The organism is Shewanella sp. OMA3-2 (assembly GCF_021513195.1).
In the GTDB taxonomy this organism is placed as follows: Bacteria; Pseudomonadota; Gammaproteobacteria; order Enterobacterales; family Shewanellaceae; genus Shewanella.
On the sequence record NZ_CP090974.1, the window covers coordinates 1469563 to 1489907 of the forward strand.

Genomic DNA, 20345 nt, shown 5'->3' on the forward strand with positions numbered 1-20345 from the left:
TTTGGTTTTCAGCAGCTTGATGCAATAAATGCTGGCGAAGATGCTCTGCTATATTAGCAGGTAGCCCGGTAAATTTATTTCTGCTTCACCCGATCCTGCACTGAAACATTTCAGTGTAATAAGCTGATATTTTCGCTCAAGTGGCCCCTGAGATAAATTCACATGTTGCAAACGTGTGTAGGGTAAAGCGGTTGTTGATATCCAAAACAACCCCTGGCGCATAATAAATTCATCTTTAAACACGCCATAACAAACCGTTAATGCTTTTAGGTAGGTTAATCGACTCAAACCTATTACTAGGGCAATGATAATAGATAAGGCAAGCATTTTACTGAACAATTCTAACGGGGATACCAGTGTAATCAATAAACTGATCCCTATGGCGATCGCACTAAATATGACAGCACTTACGTAAAGTTGTAGCTTAGGATAGTTATCATCGACTTTAGTCAGCACTAAATCCTGCAAAGAAGTCAGTTCCGTAGGAGTTAAGAGATTACCGTGGTCATAGCCTTCTAGATTTGCTGAAGCTTGACTGTGCATATCTGGATTAGTCATTATTTATCATCAGTTATTAAAACTTGAAATACACTATATCGACATTTTATGTCACATGATAGGGCGTGATGAGTTGTGGTTTGTATATTTGTAATCAGTATCTATCAATGATTATTAACACTTTTAGATGATAATTAGGTGCTTTAAATAGTGGAGTAGAGTGGCAAAAATGACCTTAGATTTATTTACCAAGCTTGATCCCAACATTCAGTTACCGCCAGTGATTTATCAGCCCAGTTTTCTGTCTGGGCGTCAGCAAAGGCTGTTATTACAAGAAGTAAGTGATTATCCTTTAACTAAAATTGAAATTGAAGTGTATGGTAAGAAGCACTTTATTCCACGCACTCAGGCTTGGTTTGGCGATGAAGGATGTGATTGTCGATATTCTAAAACCTTGATCAACCCTTTACCTTGGCCACCCGTTTTATCAAAGTTACGCCAAACACTGTTACAAAAGTGCCAACTTGATTTTAACGCAGTATTGGTTAATCAGTATGCTAACGGGACTGAATGTATGGGCTGGCACAGTGATGATGAGCCAGAAATTGTGGCAAATAGCCCTATAGCATCAATTACCCTTGGAACATGTCGTGACTTTATTGTGCGCAACAAGGCGACTCAACAAAAAGTGTCATATGCTTTGCAGGCGGGTGATTTGTTTATTATGCAACCTGGCATGCAACAAACTTGGCAGCACTCTTTGCCCAAGCGTTTAACGGTCAATACCCCAAGGATTAATTTTACTTTTAGGCAAATTACGCCGTACTTTTATCAGGCGTGAGTAAATTTAATTTAGTCAGTGACGTTAATTGCATTTGTTAACAGCGTCTTCAGTTGGCAGTGCGTCCTTGGTTTAAACATTAACGCAATCAAGTTAACATTTATTGTCACAGCGTTTGACGTTTATGTTTCAACCCAGTACTCTTCGATTTTTAAGAACCCAAGAGTAGGTCGCTATGTCAGTTGCACAGACTATTACTGATAAACTGAATCAGTCGTTTACACCATCACATCTTGAAGTGATTAACGAAAGTAACCGCCATCATGTTCCACCTAATTCAGAAACTCATTTTAAAGTGGTCATCGTCAGCGACCTATTTGATGGGCAACGTCCATTGTCGCGTCATCGCAGCGTTAATGGTGTGTTAGCTGATGAGTTAGCGAACGGCGTACATGCATTATCAATTAATACTTATACTCAAGCAGAATGGCAAAGTCTTGTTGAGGTTCCCAGAACCCCAAATTGTAAAGGCTAACTAACCCAAGTAAACCTCACTATACCGTGAGGTTTTTTTATTGGATAAGTGTCCTCTTAACGCGATTTTTGAGCTGATTCTACCCTATATGAATGCATGTATTTGATGTTCGGTTTAAGTTGTCATAAAGCTTAGCGAATGATGTTTAAGTGAGTTTAATTCATGCTGGTGGAGAGTTGTGCATTGATGGTGGTATGATGCATTTATTATCATTAAACGTGTTGACCATTTTGAGTTTTCTCAAGTTAGCGCGCCCTTATTTTGGAGAGCACAATGCCGTTATTAGATAGTTTTACAGTAGATCACACTCGTATGAATGCTCCTGCGGTTCGAGTTGCTAAGCATATGAGTACCCCTAAGGGTGATACTATTACAGTCTTTGATTTACGTTTTTGTGCACCCAATAAAGATATTTTAAGCGAACGCGGGATTCATACTCTTGAACATTTGTTTGCCGGATTTATGCGTGATCATCTCAATGGTGATAATGTTGAAATTATCGATATCTCTCCAATGGGATGCCGTACCGGTTTTTATATGAGCCTTATTGGTCAGCCAACAGAAAAGAATGTTGCCGATGCCTGGCTTGGTGCAATGGAAGATGTGTTAAAAGTGACTGAGCAGAAAGATATTCCAGAGTTAAATGAATATCAGTGTGGTACTTATGAAATGCATTCATTAGAACAAGCACAAGATATTGCCAGAAATATTATAGCTGCAGGTGTTAGCGTAAATAAAAATGATGATTTAGCATTAAGTGGTGAGATTTTAGGCTCGCTCTAACCTCATTCATTATGAGTAAAAGCAGCTTAAGCTGCTTTTTTTGTATCTAAAATTAACTAATTTATAACAGCATGTGGTTGATGCTGTTTTTATGTGGATTAAACCGTTATTGTATATGGCATAACAGTGCATTTAATAAGACAAGACAGAATACGGAGATTAATATGTCTGATCGCTCTTTTAGCGTTTCAATGGTGGCCTCAGCAGTATTATTAATGCTTGGCAGTTTTCCAAGTGTAGCAAGTACAGTGACGGAGTCTATCGAAGATAAAAACTCCCGTATTGATTTACAACAAGATGAAGTGTCAGTATTTCATTATCGCCAATCGGTTAATGTATTGGCCAAAGCTGGTGTGACGGTCCATCCCAATGTTGAACATGCGCCGAATGCGCTTTCTATTCGTGGTGCAACCAATGGCGTGGCAATATTACAAGATAATATTTTTTATTTAGCGGCACCTTATTCAGGTCAAAACCTGGTATCTCAACCTAATTTGTTTTTTCAATCGGCAATCTCCACCAATAAGCACTCCAATGTCAATTCAGGTGGGCAAGGTGCTTTTGGTCAGCTTAATTATGTGACTGCCAAAATCAGTGAGCGTGAAACGGATGCAATTTTTAATATTGAAGCCGATCAAGATGGATCGCCAGCTGGTGGCTTAATTGTCAGTGGCACAACCAAGCAATATGGCATGTTATTGGGCGTTGATTATCAAAAAAATGACACGGAAGCAGGGCTTAATTCTAGTATTGATAATAAGCATCAAACAACAGACATCTTGTTTAAAATTAATGCAGATAGCCTAGTCGGCGCTAGAAACCCACAAAAAACAGAGTTCAGTTATCACTTTACTGATACTACACTTGATAATAGTGATATTGGGTTAACCTTGGCAGATTTTGCTGCATCGGCTCATAGTCGCTATGCCGTGACAACGCTGGATTTTGATCAAGGTAAACGCCAACGATATGCACTTGCTCATCAAGTTAATTTATCTGGCCAGTCGATTATGTCGACCGACTTTTACTACCAAAGTTTTGCTCAACGTGGCCATAACACGTTAACAATCAATGACGAAGTCATTAACCGCCAGTTGTTACAGGTATTATCTGATTTTGAAAGTAATCCAACTTCACAGGGCTTAGCAACAAGTGCGGCTGTTGCTAATAACGATTTTGATGGGTTTGGTATGCAAACAAAAGGCGTCAGCCTTTACGGCGCCCATGAAGTAACCTACCAAGCACGTTATCATAGCGATAAAGCTGAAATGAAAGTGGCTAAAATAGATTATTTGTTAAATGAAGATTTAGGCCTTAACACACTTGATGCGCAATATGGTGTTGGTGATTATACCGATGATGCCGATGCATTTACTACATCGGTCAATACTAAGCTGAACTATGATGCTTGGTCAGTAAATGTCGGCTTAGGCTATGAGAATGTTAGCGTGACCCGTGAGTTAGGTGACTATGCTGATTTATTAACAGCGGCTGATTTTTCTGATGATGGCTGGCTGCCTTCTCTTGAACTGGCTTATAAAAAGGATGCATGGTTATTAGCATTAAGTGCTAAACAAGCCTGGACGGCAGCGGGTGCAGGTAATGCTGAGCAACTCGCGCAAGAGGCATTACAGTATCAATTGGCATTACAATATCAGCAGGGGAGTTTGAATGTTGGCTTGACGACTTACATTCATGATTTTGATAATCAACATATGACTTGTAAATGGGGCGTTCACTGCATTCCTGTGCAAGAGGCTGTACAGGTCAATTTAAAAGATGTATCTGTATCAGGAACAGATCTAACGATTGATTACAAGCTGGATTTTAATCGTTTTTCCATTCCGATGGGATTAGATTATTCATATACCCAATCTGAGTTTGGCCAATCTAGTTGCGATATTATTGTAGGTTGCTATGCCGCTGGACAATCATTGCCTTGGGTTCCTGAGCAACAAATTAGTGCTAACATTGGTTTAGTTATCGGTCAGTTTAGTATTTTTGCAAATGGATTATATCAATCAGAAACAGGCAGTACATTTGTGCCAGGGAATTACGGCATTGATTCACAGCTGAAAATTGATCTCGCGGCACAGTATCAGATGACTCAGGCACATAAAGTTTATGTTCGCATTGAAAATGTTTTAGATGAAGCGCTTATTGCCAAAAATTACCAAATGGGAATGCTGTCCCAAGCTGAAATGACAACCTATATTGGTTATCAAGGTCAGTTTTAAGCTATCAAGATAAATTCTGGCTAATTTTAACGTCGTCAACTAGGTTGCTTATTTTGAGTCTAGTTGACAACTTTTTAGCTTGATAATGTGCTAGTTAATCTCAGCTCTGGATAATAAACAATTACCAAATAGCCCTGCTATTGGCGTGTTAATTCGCCTTGTTTTCAAAACAAATAATAAGTCTGCTATAAAATAACTAAATCTGTTGAATTTAGCTTATTGAGTCCATCTATTAACCTGGGTTGAGGTTAGCTCATAAATAAGCATTTCATGTTTAAAAATTGTGTACAGCCCAAAGCGAACTGAGTATAGGCTTTAATCACAAGTCCGCCATATTTGAAAATACCAATCAAAAATATTTCTTTTAAAATTAATGCTATAGTTTTGTTCGCATGGAAAAAAATATCCGTTTTAGACCTAATAAATAATCGCCAGCCGCTTTGCACCATATTAGCGGACTAAATTGGTGCATTGGTTTGAAAACACCTATAATTTTCGTGGCGATAGTCTCATATATGGGGTAAAATGCGCGCGACCAGCGTGATTATGATCGCATTTCCGTGTTAAACCTGCGCTAGCTCAGGAATGAAGTGTTTGTTAACACATTGTTTTTGTAGCGGAACGTGGCGCATTGTCTTTCCTTCAAACGTAGTGCTTGTGGATATGATTACAATTAAGAAAGGATTGGAACTACCTATAACAGGTAGACCAGAGCAAGTTATCCATAATGGCCCAGCCATTAGACACGTAGCTACTTTGGGTGAAGAGTATATTGGCTTACGTCCAACGATGAAGATTAAAGTGGGCGATAAAGTACAAAAAGGCCAGGTTCTTTTTGAAGATAAGAAGAATTTAGGCGTTAAATATACGGCTTTAGCCAGTGGTACTATTTCCGAAATTAACCGAGGTGCTAAACGTGTACTTCAGTCTGTTGTCATTGATGTTGAAGGTAACGATTGTGTTGCGTTCAATAAATATGATGCTGGCGCATTAGACACGTTAGACTCGCAAGTTGTTCGTGACAATCTGATTGAATCAGGTCTGTGGACGGCATTGCGTGTGCGCCCATTTAGCAAAGTGCCTGCAGTTGATGCTGCTACACAGGGCATATTTGTTACTGCTATTGATACACAGCCTCTTGCTGCCGATCCTGTGGTAGTCATTGCCGAACATAAAGATGATTTTGCTAATGGTTTAAAAGTGCTTGCACGTTTAACTGAAGGTAAAGTGTATTTATGTAAAGCGCCTGGTGCGGATATTCCCTCAGCAAATGCCCAAGTGGCTGAATTTGGCGGAAAACACCCTGCAGGGCTTGTCGGTACACATATTCATAATATTCTTCCAGCTTCAGCTACGCGCAGTGTGTGGCATGTGGGCTATCAGGATGTTATCGCCATTGGCCAATTATTCACTCAGGGTGTGTTAAATACTGAGCGCGTAATTGCTATTGCCGGCCCTAAAGCAAAACAACCTCGTTTAGTTCGTACTCAAGTTGGCGCAAGCATTACTGAGTTAACGGTAAATGAAGTTCATGAAGGCAAAGTTCGTGTTATTTCTGGCTCAGTATTAAATGGTCGCTCAGCAATGGGCCCCCATGCGTACTTAGGTCGTTACCACGCGCAAATTAGCTTGCTTGAAGAAGGTTATGAGAAAGAGTTATTCGGCTGGGCTATGCCTGGTTCTGATAAGTTCTCAATCACTCGTGCATTCTTAGGTCACTTAAGTCCTTCTCGCTTATTCCCAATGACAACTAGCACTGGTGGTTCTGACCGCGCTATGGTGCCGATTGGAAACTATGAACGAGTAATGCCACTTGATATTCTTCCTACCATGCTATTACGTGACTTAGTGTCAGGTGATTATGATGGCGCCGTGAGACTGGGTGCTCTTGAGCTAGATGAAGAAGATTTGGCGTTATGTACTTTCGTATGTCCAGGTAAATATGACTATGCTTCATATCTACGTGACTGCTTAGATACGATCGAGAGGGAAGGCTAATGAGCTTGAAAGATTTTATCGAGCGTATTGAACCGCAATTTGAAAAAGGCGGTAAATACGAGAAGTGGTATGCGCTTTATGAAGCTGCTGCTACGGTATTTTATACTCCAGGTAAAGTGAACAAGGGGATAACCCATGTTCGTGACAACATTGACCTAAAACGTATGATGATTACGGTTTGGGCGTGTACATTTCCAGCAATGTTTTTTGGTATGTACAACGTGGGTCTACAAGCGCAAGTGGCATTAGCTGCTGACTTTGGTACCCCAGATGTTTGGCAAGTTGGATTGTTTGAATTATTTGGTGCTCAGTTAACTGCTGACTCAGGTATCGCATCACTGATGTGGTATGGCGCGTGTTTCTTCTTACCTATCTACGCAGTGACTTTCGCTGTGGGTGGTTTCTGGGAAGTTTTATTCGCCTCAGTCCGCGGTCATGAAGTCAACGAAGGTTTCTTCGTCACTTCAGTACTATTCGCATTAACTTTACCCGCAACGATTCCTTTATGGATGGTGGCGTTAGGGATTACATTCGGTGTTGTGGTTGCTAAAGAAATCTTTGGTGGTACAGGCCGTAACTTCCTTAACCCTGCGTTAGCAGGTCGTGCATTCTTGTTCTTTGCTTACCCATTAAGTATGTCTGGTGACACTACTTGGGTTGTTGCCGATGGTTATTCTGGCGCAACTGCACTAAGCCAAGCTGCACAAGGCACATTTGATTATGCTAATAATGCAAACTGGATTGATGCTTTTATGGGCTTTATTCCTGGTTCAGTAGGTGAAGTCTCTACCTTTGCTATTTTGCTAGGTGGTTTAGTCATTATTTATACTCGCATCGCTTCGTGGAGAATCGTGGGTGGTGTGATGATAGGCATGGCAGCTATTGCAACATTATTAAACGTAATTGGTAGCGATACTAACCCTATGTTTGCAATGCCTTGGCATTGGCATTTAGTGTTAGGTGGTTTTGCTTTCGGTATGATGTTTATGGCGACTGATCCTGTATCAGCTTCATTTACAAATTCTGCAAAGTGGGCCTACGGTCTGTTAATCGGTGCGATGGTGGTGTTTATCCGTGTGATTAACCCTGCATTTCCTGAAGGTATGATGTTAGCTATTTTGTTTGCTAACTTATTTGCCCCATTATTTGACCACTTCGTCGTTCAAGCAAATATCAAACGGAGGATCGCACGTGGCTAGTAATAAAGATTCGTTCGGTAGAACGCTATTTGTTGTTGTCGGCTTATGTCTTATCTGCTCAGTGCTTGTTTCTACTGCTGCTGTGGTATTAAAACCTATTCAGCAAGAGAACAAGTTACTTGATAAACAAAAGTATATTCTTGAAGCGGCAAGTCTGATTAATACTAAAGAAGGCAAGGTCACTAAAGCAGATATTCTTAGCAAATATGATCAATATGTTGAAGCACGTTTAGTCGACCTAAAAACCGGTGAGTTTGTCGAGGGTGACGCTAATACTTATGATCAACGTAAAGCATCGCGGGATGTCAGTACCTCGTCAATTCCTGAGAATGACATTGCCTCAATCAAACGCGTTGCTGATAAAGCGGTAGTGTATTTGGTTCGTGATGATGATGGTAAATTAACCAGCGTAATTTTACCTGTCCACGGTTACGGCTTATGGTCGACCATGTATGCATTTTTAGCATTAGAAGCGGACTTAAACACAGTGCAAGGCTTAGTTTACTATGATCAAGCTGAAACACCGGGTCTAGGTGGTGAAGTTGAAAATCCAAAGTGGAAAGCATTGTGGAACGGCAAGCAGTTATTTGATGAGCAAGGTAACTTTGCTATCAGCGTAACTAAAAACCCTGCAGTGGCGAGCACTGTTTACGGTGTTGATGCACTTTCTGGTGCAACATTGACCAGTAACGGCGTAGAACATTCATTGCAGTTTTGGTTAGGTAAAGAAGGCTTTGCAAGCTTTATCGCTAAAGCACGCAACGGAGGGTTAAGCTAATGGCTGACGTTAAAGAACTTAAACAGGTTCTGACTGGACCGATTATCAATAACAACCCAATTGCATTGCAAATATTGGGTGTTTGTAGTGCCCTGGCTGTTACCACTAAGCTTGAGACTGCATTGGTAATGACGATTGCTTTAACTGCGGTAACAGCGTTTTCTAACCTGTTTATCTCGCTTATTCGTAATCATATTCCAAGCAGTGTGCGTATTATTGTACAGATGACCATTATTGCCTCACTGGTAATCGTGGTTGACCAAGTACTACAAGCTTATGCTTATGCTATTTCTAAACAGTTATCAGTATTCGTAGGTTTGATTATTACTAACTGTATTGTAATGGGACGAGCTGAAGCTTATGCAATGAAAACGCCTCCAATGATGAGCTTTATGGATGGTATCGGTAACGGTTTAGGTTACGGTGTTATTTTATTGTCTGTAGGTTTTTTCCGTGAATTATTTGGTAATGGTTCATTATTCGGCGTAGAAATCCTCAGCAAAATCTCTGACGGTGGCTGGTACCAACCTAACGGTTTGTTACTGCTTCCACCAAGTGCGTTCTTCTTGATCGGTGGTTTTATCTGGCTGATCCGTACGTATAAGCCAGAGCAAGTTGAAGCAAAAGGGTAAACGCAATGGAACATTATATTAGTTTATTAATTCGCTCCGTTTTCATTGAAAATATGGCGCTAGCCTTCTTCTTAGGTATGTGTACTTTCTTAGCTGTGTCTAAAAAAGTGACTACTGCGATGGGCCTAGGTGTTGCAGTTATCGTGGTATTGGCTATCTCGGTTCCTGCTAACCAAATTATTTATCAAGGTTTACTTGCGCCAGGTGCTTTAGCTTGGGCAGGTATTCCGGAAGCTGATTTAAGCTTCTTGAAGTTCATTACCTTCATCGGTGTGATTGCAGCGCTTGTACAAATTTTGGAAATGGCATTAGATAAATACTTTCCACCTTTATACAATGCATTGGGTATTTTCTTACCATTGATTACTGTTAACTGTGCAATTTTCGGTGCAGTATCATTTATGGTAGAGCGTGACTATAACCTAGGCGAAAGCGTAGTGTTTGGTATCGGCTCTGGTATCGGTTGGGCGTTAGCAATTGTATTGTTAGCGGGTATCCGTGAGAAAATGAAGTATTCTGATGTGCCAAATGGCTTACGTGGCTTAGGTATTACCTTTGTTACCGCTGGTCTTATGGCTTTGGGTTTCATGTCGTTCTCTGGTGTTTCTTTGTAAGAAGTGCTGAGACGAAGTATTAATTTGAACCTTTAAGGAATAAGTGAATGGGTATTCTTGAATCTACTCCAATAGATGTTTATCTAGGTGTGAGTATGTTTACCGTTATCGTACTGGTTTTGGTATTAGTGATTTTATTCGCTAAGTCTAAGCTAGTTGCTAGCGGTGATATCACCATTAGTATCAATGGTGATGCAGACAAAGCAATTAAAACAGGTGCCGGTGGTAAGTTACTGGGTGCCTTAGCCAACAATGGTATTTTCGTATCAAGTGCATGTGGTGGCGGTGGCTCATGTGGTCAATGCCGTGTGATGATTAAATCTGGTGGTGGTGATATTTTACCAACAGAACTAGATCACATCAGTAAAGGCGAAGCCCGCCAAGGTTGTCGTTTGTCATGTCAGGTCAACGTAAAAAGTGACATGGACATTGAATTAGACGAAGAAATTTTCGGCATCAAAAAGTGGGAATGTGCGGTTATCTCTAACGATAACAAAGCCACTTTCATTAAAGAGCTTAAGCTGCAAATTCCTGATGGCGAAACAGTGCCATTCCGTGCCGGCGGTTATATTCAAATTGAAGCACCAGCTCATCATGTCAAATATGCTGAGTTTGAAGTACCTGAACAGTATCGTGGCGACTGGGAACATTTTGGTTTCTTCAAGCTAGAGTCAAAAGTCGACGAAGAAACCATTCGTGCATACTCAATGGCTAACTATCCAGAAGAGTTTGGTATTATTATGTTGAACGTGCGTATTGCTACGCCACCACCACGTAATTTGACCTTACCTTGTGGTAAAATGTCTTCGTACATTTGGAGTCTGAAAGCGGGTGATAAAGTCACTATTTCTGGTCCTTTTGGTGAGTTCTTCGCTAAAGATACAGATGCAGAGATGGTCTTTATTGGTGGTGGAGCAGGTATGGCGCCAATGCGCTCTCATATCTTCGACCAACTTAAACGCTTAAACTCTAAACGTAAGATCAGTTTTTGGTACGGTGCACGCTCTAAGCGTGAAATGTTCTATGTAGAAGATTTCGACGGCCTTGCTGCTGAAAACGATAACTTTAAATGGCATGTAGCTTTGTCTGATCCTCAAGCTGAAGATAACTGGACGGGTTACACAGGTTTTATTCATAACGTATTGTATGAAAACTATCTACGTGACCATGATGCGCCAGAAGATTGTGAGTTCTACATGTGTGGACCTCCAATGATGAACGCAGCAGTTATTGGTATGTTAAAAGATTTAGGCGTTGAAGATGAGAACATCTTATTAGATGACTTCGGCGGTTAATATCAATTAAATTAAGGTGCTAAATATAGCACCTTAATTTTTTATAGATTGCAGTATGCATTAGCTACTGCAATTTTTTGTTTTATGGGATAGTTCATTATGGCTACATCAATTAAATTATTCTTGCTTATCCTTATTGCTTGCACAGTTACTGCCTGTACTCAGCCTGAGACAACCATTAAATTGGAAGGGCGAACAATGGGTACCACTTATCATATTACTTTGGTTACTAACGAGCATTTACCACCAGCCCAAATGTTACAAACAGAAATTGATATGGCTCTTGAAATGGTCAATAACCAAATGTCTACCTACCGACCAAATTCTGAACTATCTCGCTTTAATCAGTTACAAATTAGACAAGGTGTTGATGTCTCGACCGATACTCTTTTAGTGGTAAAAGAAGGGATCCGTCTTTATGAGATAACCGATGGGGCTTTAGATATAACGTTAGGGCCGTTGGTTAACTTGTGGGGTTTTGGGCCTGATAAACGCCCAACGACTATTCCGACAGCCAAAGCAATAAGTGATGCCAAAGCAAAAACCGGCATAAATGAGTTAACAATTGAAGGTAACAAGTTGGTTAAACATAATGCCGATTTATATGTTGATCTATCTTCAATAGCCAAAGGCTTTGGTGTTGATAAAGTGGCATCTTTATTAGATAAGTATCAAATAGAAGGCTATTTAGTTGAGATTGGTGGTGAAATTAGCACCAAAGGCACTAAGTTTGATGGCTCGCCTTGGCGGATCGCAATAGAAAAACCAGCTGAAGACGGCCAGGAAGTGCAGCAAGTTATAGAACTTGGTACAATAGCGCTAGCGACATCGGGTGACTATCGTATTTATTATGAAGAAAACGGCGAGCGTTTTACCCATTTAATTGATCCTCGTACTGGTTATCCTATTAAGCACAAATTAGCTTCAGCAACCGTACTACATAAAAGCTCAATGACAGCAGATGGTTATGCTACTGCAATGATGGTATTGGGGACAGAGGCATCATTAGCACTTGCCAAAGAGCAAAATTTAGCAATAATGCTGATTGAAAAGCAGGAACAAGGTTATCAAGTTTTTTATAGTGAGGCCTTTAAGCCTTATCTTGATTGATCCATTAAACTGGAGTCCGAAATGAGCACATTTATTGCTGCGTTTGTGGTGTTATTAGTTTTTTTCTTATTAATGTCTATTGGCTATATTATTAAGAAAAAAGCAGTGGAAGGAAGCTGTGGAGGCCTAGGTGTACTGGGTATCGAAAAAGCCTGTGACTGCGATGACCCCTGCGATAAACGTAAACGTCGAATGGCAGAAGAAGAGCGCCGTGACAAGTTAGCGCAAAATAGAATTATCTAACTTATTTTATTAGAGTTAATACAGTTTATCATATAACAGCACACAACAAAGTGGGCTGTTTTTATATGATAACATTGAAATTTACTGTCTTTGGCAGCATTTTTACTTATCTTACTAGCAAGTCAGTAAAAGCTTAGGTAAGCTGTTGCTCATTATCTATTTATATCCCTGTCGTTTTACTTGTAGGTTTTAAAGTAAATCATTTCAAACGATTATTATTGTGTTGATATTTTATCGACACGGGATGCTTTTGTTTTATGGAGATCATTTAACATGAATAAAGTTCCAATGACTGTTGTTGGTGCTGATCAATTACGCAAAGAATTAGACATCTTAAAGTTTGATCGTCGCCCTAAAATTACAGAAGCAATCGCTTCGGCGCGTGAGCTTGGTGATTTAAAAGAAAATGCAGAATATCATGCAGCGCGTGAAGACCAAGGAATATGCGAAGCTCGTATTCGTGATATTGAAGGTAAACTGTCTAATGTGCAGATTATTGATGTCACTAAAATAGAGAATACTGGCCGAGTTATCTTTGGTACTACTGTTAGTATTCTCAATATCAATACTGATGCTGAAGTTACCTACCGAATTGTTGGTGATGATGAAGCTGATATCAAACAGAATTTAATTTCTGTTAACTCACCTATCGCCCGTGGACTTATTGGCAAGAACGAAGGTGATGAAGTCGGTATAGCAACTCCTGGTGGCATCACTGATTATGAAATATTATCGGTTAAATATATCTAACTGTTAATAATATTTGAGATTACTGCGTAAGCCTATGAAGCACTTAATTTAAATTATTAAGTGCTTTTTGTTATATGCAGAATAATTAATTTGCTGAATATGACAAGTACAGTTAGTATCTGAATAATATAAGTGCAACATATTTAGCACAGCATTGCTTGTAAATTATATTAGTGATTTATGATCCACGGCAATAATGAGCAGCAACACAAATTAATGGGTTAAGGTCGATATGACGTTTTCTTGGGCAAAAGTATTATTGATCTTGATTGCAGTGGGGCTGAGCACTAGCTTCCTTGCCATTAATCATGTCGTTATTTCAGCTCAATTAAATTCGTCTGTAACACCTATCTGCACGAGTACCCCTGCTAATATTAATGTCATTGATAATTGTGATCTTACTTACCATCAATTAAATCAGTCTGAGGGAAATTATCCAGGGGCTATCGACTTAGCGATAAGTAGCGATAATGCGTCCAATAATATACTAATAATTAATGATACTTCATTACTCGATGCAATCGGTATCGTCAGTGTTAACACTAAATCGACTCCACTCCCTAGCTCTAATGACATTCATTATGTTCCTACCTATTCTGCTCGCTATATTAACTTGGCCCAACATCATTTAGATGAAATTAAACCAAGCTATCTTTTAGCATACGAATTTACGTCCCCTCCAATACCAAGCCTGGTAATTGGTTACCAAGTTGATTTTAGTCCTCAACTCGACTGGACTTTATCAACAGTATCATCTCCTTCAAGACTTTCCGGTTGGAAAGAGTCAAATTTACTCTTCGTTCATACTCATATTTGTTAAACACATAACACTGCATTAAAAATTGTCATTAGCTGTTGCTAATGAATTTTTCCGTGAGCGGTAGCATGGCAATAAGTGCCGTTAGGGCTCCGGTGTGTTGTTAGCGTGGATTTATTTATCCGCGATGTTGTGAGATAAACTGTTATGAAATTTAAACCCAAAAAGAATTTATTAAACCATTACTCCCAATGGAAATATTGGCTGCTTATAACTACCTTAGTTATATTGTTTTTAAGTGCGCTTCCGTCTTGGTATGGTGAAGATGCGGCAGTACAACTGTCAATAAAATCATCAAACACCATACTTTCTGAAGATGTTTATCAGGTATTAAATCAAGCAGGTATTAGTAGTAAACGCATTGAGCAAAAGCAACAGGACATATTGGTCGTGTTGCAAGATCCCGAGCAACAAACGCTTGCTAAAAACACCTTAGCTACTGAATTTGAACAACAGGCTCAAGTGACACTGTCCTTGTCGCCTGCGGCGCCAAGTTGGCTATTAAATATGGGATTTGAACCGATCAAATTAGGCCTCGATTTACGTGGTGGTGTGCAGTTTTTATTGGATGTTGACTTAGACTTAATATTTAACCAACAAAGTATTATGGTCAGTGACTCGCTAAAGCAATTTGTCAGAAAACAACATTTAGTGGGTGTCAATATTCGCCCTGGTGACAATGCTGAAGTGACGGTCAACATTAGCTCTGCTGAAGGCCGAGGGCAAATAAGACAATTTCTCGCAGAGCAATATCCATTATGGCAAGTTACAGGGCAGCAGAACACATTACATGTGGCTTTAGCAGATAATGAGAAAGTGAAGATCACTCATTTAACTGTTCAACAGAACTTACAAATTATGCGCAGCCGGATTGAAGAGTTGGGCATCACTGAGGCTCTGGTACAGCGTCAAGGTGAAAACCGTATCCGTATTGAGCTGCCTGGTGTACAGGATCCCGCTAGCGCTAAAAATGTCATTGGTGCCACTGCCAGTTTAGCTTTTTATCCTGTGATGGGTATCGGTTCAGTTAACTCTATCATGTTAAAGGATGAAGCTGACAATCCTATTTTTGTAGCGAGGAAGCCTGTATTAGGTGGCGATCATATTATTGATGCACGCGCCGCTACAGGGGATTTTGGTATGGCGAAAGTGAACATCAGCCTTGACTCGGCTGGAGGGAAACTGATGTCTGACTTTTCTCGCGATAATATTGGTAAACCCATGGCTACTTCTTATAGTGAGTACAGTCGTAATACTCAGGGTAAATCACAGCAGACGACTAAAATAATCAGTGTGGCAACGATTCAAAGCCAGTTAGGTAATAATTTCGAAATAACCGGTGTGGGTAACCATCAAGAAGCACAGCAATTGGCGTTGTTATTACGGGCTGGTTCTATGACTGCCCGGTGACAATTATAGAGGAGCGTACAATCGGCCCAAGTTTAGGCGCTGAAAATATTGTCAATGGTTTTGCTGCATTAGCATTAGGAATGGCATTAACATTGTTGTTTATGGCCTGTTGGTACCGGCGTTTAGGCTGGGTCGCTAATATTGCGCTAATTGCCAATATGGTGATGTTATTTGGTTTATTAGCATTAATTCCAGGTGCAGTATTAACGTTACCAGGTATCGCTGGGTTAGTGCTTACTGTCGGTATGGCCGTAGATACTAACGTGCTTATTTTTGAGCGTATAAAAGATAAGCTAGCAGAAGGTCGAAGTTTTGCTAGTGCTATCGATGTAGGCTTTAATAGTGCTTTCTCAACAATATTTGATGCCAACTTCACCACTATGATCACCGCCGTAGTACTATTTTCTATCGGAAATGGTCCCATTCAAGGTTTTGCGTTAACGCTAGGGTTAGGCTTACTAACCAGCATGTTTACCGGCATTTTTGCATCTCGTGCCATCATCAATTTAGTATACGGCCGCGATACTCGTCGTGCGATAAAGGTGTAATACAATGAACTCATCTCACATGAATAACACGATAGATAAACTTACGTTTTTGACCACGTGGCGCCATGCATCAAGCATACTTTCTATTGTGTTGATGTTGCTATCGCTCAGTGTGATAGGCGTCAAAGGATTTAATTGGGGCTTAGATTTTACCGGTGGAGTTGTCACTGAAATTCAATTAGATAAACGCATTACCGCCAGTGAAATCCAACCATTAATGGTCGCAGCTTACCATCAGGACGTGAGTGTTATTTCTGCCAGTGAGCCAGGGCGATGGGTACTGCGTTATGCCAATATCCCAGATGAAAATCAACGTCCCGAATTACTCACAGTATTGGCACCACTGCAAAGTGAAATTTCTATATTAAACAGCAGTATTGTTGGTCCTCAAGTTGGCCAGGAGTTAGTTGAACAAGGTGGTTTAGCTTTACTAGTGGCGATGTTATCTATTATGGGATACCTAAGTTATCGTTTTGAATGGCGTTTAGCATCCGGTGCCTTATTAGCTTTAGTGCATGATGTCATATTTGTATTAGCATTTTTTGCTTTAAGCCAAATGGAATTCAATTTAACCGTATTAGCGGCAATATTGGCCATTTTGGGTTATTCACTTAACGATTCTATTATTATTGCAGACAGGATACGTGAGCAATTAGTGATTAAGCCTCAGTGGAAAATAGCTGATATTAACAATTTGGCGATTAAATCGACATTTTCGCGTACTATGGTGACATCTGGAACAACATTATTAACAGTTGTGGCACTGTGGATTATGGGCGGGGCACCGCTAGAAGGTTTTTCAATTGCGATGTTTATCGGGATTCTAACGGGGACATGGTCATCAATTTCTATTGGGGCGACATTTCCTGAGTTACTGGGTTTAAAGGCTGAGCATTACTTAGTTGTACCGCTACCCGATACGCCATAATAGTTGTGTTTTTTTAGCAATATAAAGCCGCTGAATTCAGCGGCTTTATATTAACTAAAATAGCAGACTATTTTGCTTTTGGAATGGCAATCTTCATTTCTGCTGATTGACGGAAGATAACTAAAATATGACCGATAGTTTGCACTTTCGTAGACTGAGTTTCACGTACAATGGCGTCAACGATGGCATTTTTAAGTTCTCTATCAGAAGAGGCAACTTTTACTTTGATCAATTCATGATAACTAAGAGCGCTATCAATTTCAGCCAGAACACCTTCAGTCAAACCATTGGCACCAAGCATCACAACTGGCTTTAAATTGTGCGCTAAGCCTTTTAGATGCTGTTTTTGTTTGGTTGTTAAATTCATTTATACCAACTTTTACTGAGTTACTGTTGAAAAGCGGCTATTCTACCCTTATATAGTCTTTATGTAACTCTCAATCGTTGCGGAATGTTAATGTCAGCTAAAAAACGTACAGCTAGCTCAAATCGCTGGATGCTAGAACACTTTGATGATCATTATGTTAAATTGGCTCAAAAACGAGGAATGCGTTCACGTGCAGCCTTTAAACTAGAAGAAATTCAGCAAAAAGATCACTTGATTAAGTCAGGTATGACTGTAGTAGACTTAGGTGCGGCGCCTGGAGGTTGGTCTCAGGTTGCGGTTAAGTTAGCTGGAGAAAAGGGTAAAGTTATCGCCTGTGACATTTTACCCATGGATCCCATTGTCGGAGTTGATTTCTTGCAAGGGGATTTTAGAGAAGAAAAAGTACTCGAAGCTTTGCTTGACCGTGTAGGTGAAGCTAAAGTGGATGTGGTATTATCAGATATGGCACCCAATATGAGCGGTGCTGATGTCGTTGATCAACCACGAGCTATGTATTTAGTTGAGTTGGCATTAGACATGTGTAGGCAAGTATTGGCTCCAAACGGCTGCTTTGCCGTCAAAGTCTTTCAGGGGGAGGGGTTTGACGACTATATGAAGTCGGTTAAACAAGTTTTCAAAGTAGTAAAAACCCGTAAACCAGACTCATCTAGGGCGCGCTCTAGAGAAGTCTATTTAGTGGCGACTGGTTACAAGTTGTAGTAGTCTAATATCCATTATCGCAAGACTGTAATAGAGGTCTAATAATTTGAGTGACATGGCAAAAAATTTAATACTCTGGGTCGTCATCGCTGTTGTGTTGATGTCAGTATTTCAGGGTTATTCCCCTACTTCTTCGAATTCGCAGAAGATGGACTATTCCGCTTTTCTTGATAATGTCCGTGATGGGCAGATTAAGACCGTTGAGATTAAAAGCGATCAGCGAACTATTGAGGGAACAAGATCTTCAGGAGATAAGTTCACTACGATTATGCCAATGTATGACCAAGATTTAATTAATGATCTTGATCGCAGAGGTATCTCGATGAAAGGTCAAGAAGCAGAAGAGTCTGGCTTCTTAACCCAAATATTTATTTCATGGTTCCCAATGCTATTGCTTATCGGTGTGTGGATTTTCTTCATGCGTCAAATGCAAGGTGGTGGCGGTAAGGGCGCAATGTCGTTTGGTAAAAGTAAAGCCAAACTGATGAGCGAAGACCAAATTAAAACTACTTTTGCCGATGTTGCTGGTTGTGATGAAGCAAAAGAAGAAGTTAAAGAACTGGTTGATTATTTACGTGACCCAACTAAGTTTCAAAAGCTAGGTGGCCGTATTCCAACTGGCGTGTTAATGGTTGGTCAACCTGGTACAGGTAAAACCTTATTAGCTAAGGCTATTGCCGGTGAATCTAAAGTGCCATTCTTTACTATATCAGGATCTGATTTTGTAGAGATGTTTGTTGGTGTTGGTGCATCTCGTGTGCGTGACATGTTTGAGCAGGCTAAAAAGTCTTCACCTTGTATCATTTTTATCGATGAAATCGATGCTGTAGGTCGCCAGCGCGGCGCAGGTGTAGGTGGTGGTCATGATGAACGTGAGCAAACCTTAAACCAAATGCTGGTTGAGATGGATGGTTTTGAAGGGAATGAAGGCGTTATCGTTATTGCGGCAACTAACCGCCCTGACGTATTAGACTCTGCATTACTTCGTCCAGGTCGTTTTGACAGACAAGTTGTGGTTGGGCTACCTGACGTTCGTGGCCGTGAACAAATTTTAAAAGTACACATGCGCAAAGTGCCATTGTCTGAAGATGTTAAAGCCAGCGTAATTGCCCGTGGTACACCTGGTTTTTCAGGGGCTGATTTAGCTAACCTAGTCAACGAAGCTGCTTTATTTGCTGCACGCGGTAATCGCCGCATGGTTAGCATGGAAGAGTTTGAACGTGCTAAAGACAAGATCATGATGGGAGCCGAGCGCCGTTCTATGGTGATGTCAGAATCTGAAAAAGAAATGACAGCATATCATGAAGCGGGCCACGCTATTGTCGGTTGTTTAGTGCCTGAGCATGATCCTGTGCACAAAGTGACTATTATCCCTCGTGGACGTGCATTAGGGGTGACCTTCTTCTTACCATTAGCGGACGCAGTGAGCCAAAGCCGCCTCAAACTAGAGTCACAGATTTCTGTGGCTTATGGTGGTCGATTAGCTGAAGAGTTAATTTACGGTAGTGATAAAGTGTCTACTGGTGCATCGCAAGACATTAAGTATGCAACTTCTATTGCGCGCAATATGGTGACTCAGTGGGGATTTTCAGACAAATTAGGCCCATTACTTTATGCTGAAGAAGACAACGAAGTGTTCTTAGGGAGAAGCATGGGCAAGTCAAAAGCTATGTCGGCTGATACCGCTTCGCTGATTGATTCTGAAATTAAAGCATTTATTGATAAAAACTATCAACGAGCGCAAACCATGCTGACGGAAAACATGGATATTTTACATGCCATGAAAGATGCGTTGATGAAGTATGAAACCATTGATTCATTGCAAATTGATGACTTGATGAATCGTCGTGAAGTACGTCAACCAGCCGATTGGCAAGTTGATGACTCTTCTGATGATAAAGGTGATGGTAAGCCTGAAGCAAAAACAGAAGAGGAGGTTGAAAATGCAACAACCGAGTCAGAAGATAATGCTAAAAAAGATGATTTAAAGCCTGATGAGTCGCCCGTGAAGTAATTCTGCGGTGTAAATCAAAAAAAGCCCCGTAAGGGGCTTTTTTGTTTTAGCTTATGGGTAATTGATCAATAATTATAGGTAACCGATA

At 40.4% G+C, this 20345-nt stretch carries 20 protein-coding genes and 1 pseudogene; 19 read left to right on the forward strand and 2 right to left on the reverse strand.

What is annotated here, in order from left to right; translation table 11 throughout:
* Positions 1-48: 48 nt before the first annotated feature.
* Entirely contained in the window at positions 49-558 is a 510-nt protein-coding gene (locus L0B17_RS06525) for a PH domain-containing protein (RefSeq protein WP_235088521.1), read from the reverse strand.
* A 169-nt stretch (positions 559-727) separates the two neighbouring features.
* On the opposite strand from L0B17_RS06525, the gene L0B17_RS06530 reads away from it, so the two are divergent.
* From L0B17_RS06530 to secF, 17 genes and pseudogenes are all read left to right on the forward strand, one after another.
* Complete coding sequence (locus L0B17_RS06530) at positions 728-1339, forward strand: alpha-ketoglutarate-dependent dioxygenase AlkB family protein (protein WP_235089641.1); 612 nt, start codon at positions 728-730, stop codon at positions 1337-1339.
* Between the two features lie 175 nt (positions 1340-1514).
* Positions 1515-1814, forward strand: a complete 300-nt coding sequence (locus tag L0B17_RS06535) for a BolA family protein (protein WP_235088529.1) — start codon at positions 1515-1517, stop codon at positions 1812-1814.
* A 149-nt stretch (positions 1815-1963) separates the two neighbouring features.
* Positions 1964-2104 carry a hypothetical protein gene (locus tag L0B17_RS06540; protein ID WP_235088530.1) on the forward strand — a complete coding sequence of 47 codons (141 nt, stop codon included), beginning with the start codon at positions 1964-1966 and terminating at the stop codon, positions 2102-2104.
* On the forward strand, positions 2088-2597 hold the full coding sequence (luxS, locus tag L0B17_RS06545) for an S-ribosylhomocysteine lyase (RefSeq protein WP_235088532.1): 510 nt from the start codon (positions 2088-2090) through the stop codon (positions 2595-2597). The genes L0B17_RS06540 and luxS overlap by 17 nt, the downstream gene beginning before the upstream one ends.
* A gap of 164 nt (positions 2598-2761) precedes the next feature.
* On the forward strand, positions 2762-4834 hold the full coding sequence (locus L0B17_RS06550; RefSeq protein WP_235088534.1) for a TonB-dependent receptor: 2073 nt from the start codon (positions 2762-2764) through the stop codon (positions 4832-4834).
* Positions 4835-5497: 663 nt separating this feature from the next.
* Positions 5498-6832, forward strand: a complete 1335-nt coding sequence (locus tag L0B17_RS06555; RefSeq protein WP_235088536.1) for a Na(+)-translocating NADH-quinone reductase subunit A — start codon at positions 5498-5500, stop codon at positions 6830-6832.
* A complete protein-coding gene (locus L0B17_RS06560) occupies positions 6832-8031 on the forward strand; it encodes an NADH:ubiquinone reductase (Na(+)-transporting) subunit B (protein ID WP_235088537.1) in 1200 nt (399 codons plus the stop codon). The genes L0B17_RS06555 and L0B17_RS06560 overlap by 1 nt, the downstream gene beginning before the upstream one ends.
* Entirely contained in the window at positions 8024-8809 is a 786-nt protein-coding gene (locus L0B17_RS06565) for a Na(+)-translocating NADH-quinone reductase subunit C (RefSeq protein ID WP_235088539.1), read from the forward strand. Before L0B17_RS06560 ends, L0B17_RS06565 begins: the two co-directional genes overlap by 8 nt.
* Positions 8809-9441, forward strand: a complete 633-nt coding sequence (locus tag L0B17_RS06570; protein ID WP_226413890.1) for an NADH:ubiquinone reductase (Na(+)-transporting) subunit D — start codon at positions 8809-8811, stop codon at positions 9439-9441. The genes L0B17_RS06565 and L0B17_RS06570 overlap by 1 nt, the downstream gene beginning before the upstream one ends.
* Before the next feature lie 5 nt (positions 9442-9446).
* Entirely contained in the window at positions 9447-10055 is a 609-nt protein-coding gene (gene nqrE, locus L0B17_RS06575) for an NADH:ubiquinone reductase (Na(+)-transporting) subunit E (protein WP_226413892.1), read from the forward strand.
* 47 nt (positions 10056-10102) lie between these two features.
* Positions 10103-11350, forward strand: a complete 1248-nt coding sequence (nqrF, locus tag L0B17_RS06580) for an NADH:ubiquinone reductase (Na(+)-transporting) subunit F (protein ID WP_235088546.1) — start codon at positions 10103-10105, stop codon at positions 11348-11350.
* 96 nt (positions 11351-11446) lie between these two features.
* The gene (locus tag L0B17_RS06585; RefSeq protein ID WP_443019942.1) at positions 11447-12460 is read left to right on the forward strand and encodes an FAD:protein FMN transferase; all 1014 of its coding nucleotides are present in this window, start codon (positions 11447-11449) and stop codon (positions 12458-12460) included.
* Positions 12461-12481: 21 nt separating this feature from the next.
* Complete coding sequence (gene nqrM, locus L0B17_RS06590) at positions 12482-12703, forward strand: (Na+)-NQR maturation NqrM (RefSeq protein ID WP_235088550.1); 222 nt, start codon at positions 12482-12484, stop codon at positions 12701-12703.
* Positions 12704-12976: 273 nt separating this feature from the next.
* A complete protein-coding gene (greA, locus tag L0B17_RS06595; protein ID WP_235088551.1) occupies positions 12977-13453 on the forward strand; it encodes a transcription elongation factor GreA in 477 nt (158 codons plus the stop codon).
* 232 nt (positions 13454-13685) lie between these two features.
* Positions 13686-14273, forward strand: coding sequence for a hypothetical protein (locus L0B17_RS06600; RefSeq protein ID WP_235088552.1), 588 nt, complete (start codon positions 13686-13688; stop codon positions 14271-14273).
* Between the two features lie 144 nt (positions 14274-14417).
* A pseudogene (secD, locus tag L0B17_RS06605) lies at positions 14418-16228 on the forward strand (protein translocase subunit SecD).
* 4 nt (positions 16229-16232) lie between these two features.
* Positions 16233-17156 carry a protein translocase subunit SecF gene (gene secF / locus L0B17_RS06610; RefSeq protein WP_235088554.1) on the forward strand — a complete coding sequence of 308 codons (924 nt, stop codon included), beginning with the start codon at positions 16233-16235 and terminating at the stop codon, positions 17154-17156.
* 67 nt (positions 17157-17223) lie between these two features.
* Here the strand turns inward: secF and yhbY are convergent, their stop codons facing one another.
* Positions 17224-17523, reverse strand: coding sequence for a ribosome assembly RNA-binding protein YhbY (yhbY, locus tag L0B17_RS06615; RefSeq protein ID WP_226413900.1), 300 nt, complete (start codon positions 17521-17523; stop codon positions 17224-17226).
* Between the two features lie 90 nt (positions 17524-17613).
* Here yhbY and rlmE point away from each other — a divergent pair, with 90 nt between their 5' ends.
* Both rlmE and ftsH read left to right on the forward strand, forming a co-directional pair.
* The gene (gene rlmE / locus L0B17_RS06620) at positions 17614-18243 is read left to right on the forward strand and encodes a 23S rRNA (uridine(2552)-2'-O)-methyltransferase RlmE (protein WP_235088555.1); all 630 of its coding nucleotides are present in this window, start codon (positions 17614-17616) and stop codon (positions 18241-18243) included.
* Positions 18244-18289: 46 nt separating this feature from the next.
* On the forward strand, positions 18290-20257 hold the full coding sequence (gene ftsH, locus L0B17_RS06625) for an ATP-dependent zinc metalloprotease FtsH (RefSeq protein ID WP_235088559.1): 1968 nt from the start codon (positions 18290-18292) through the stop codon (positions 20255-20257).
* The last annotated feature ends 88 nt before the right edge of the window (positions 20258-20345 follow it).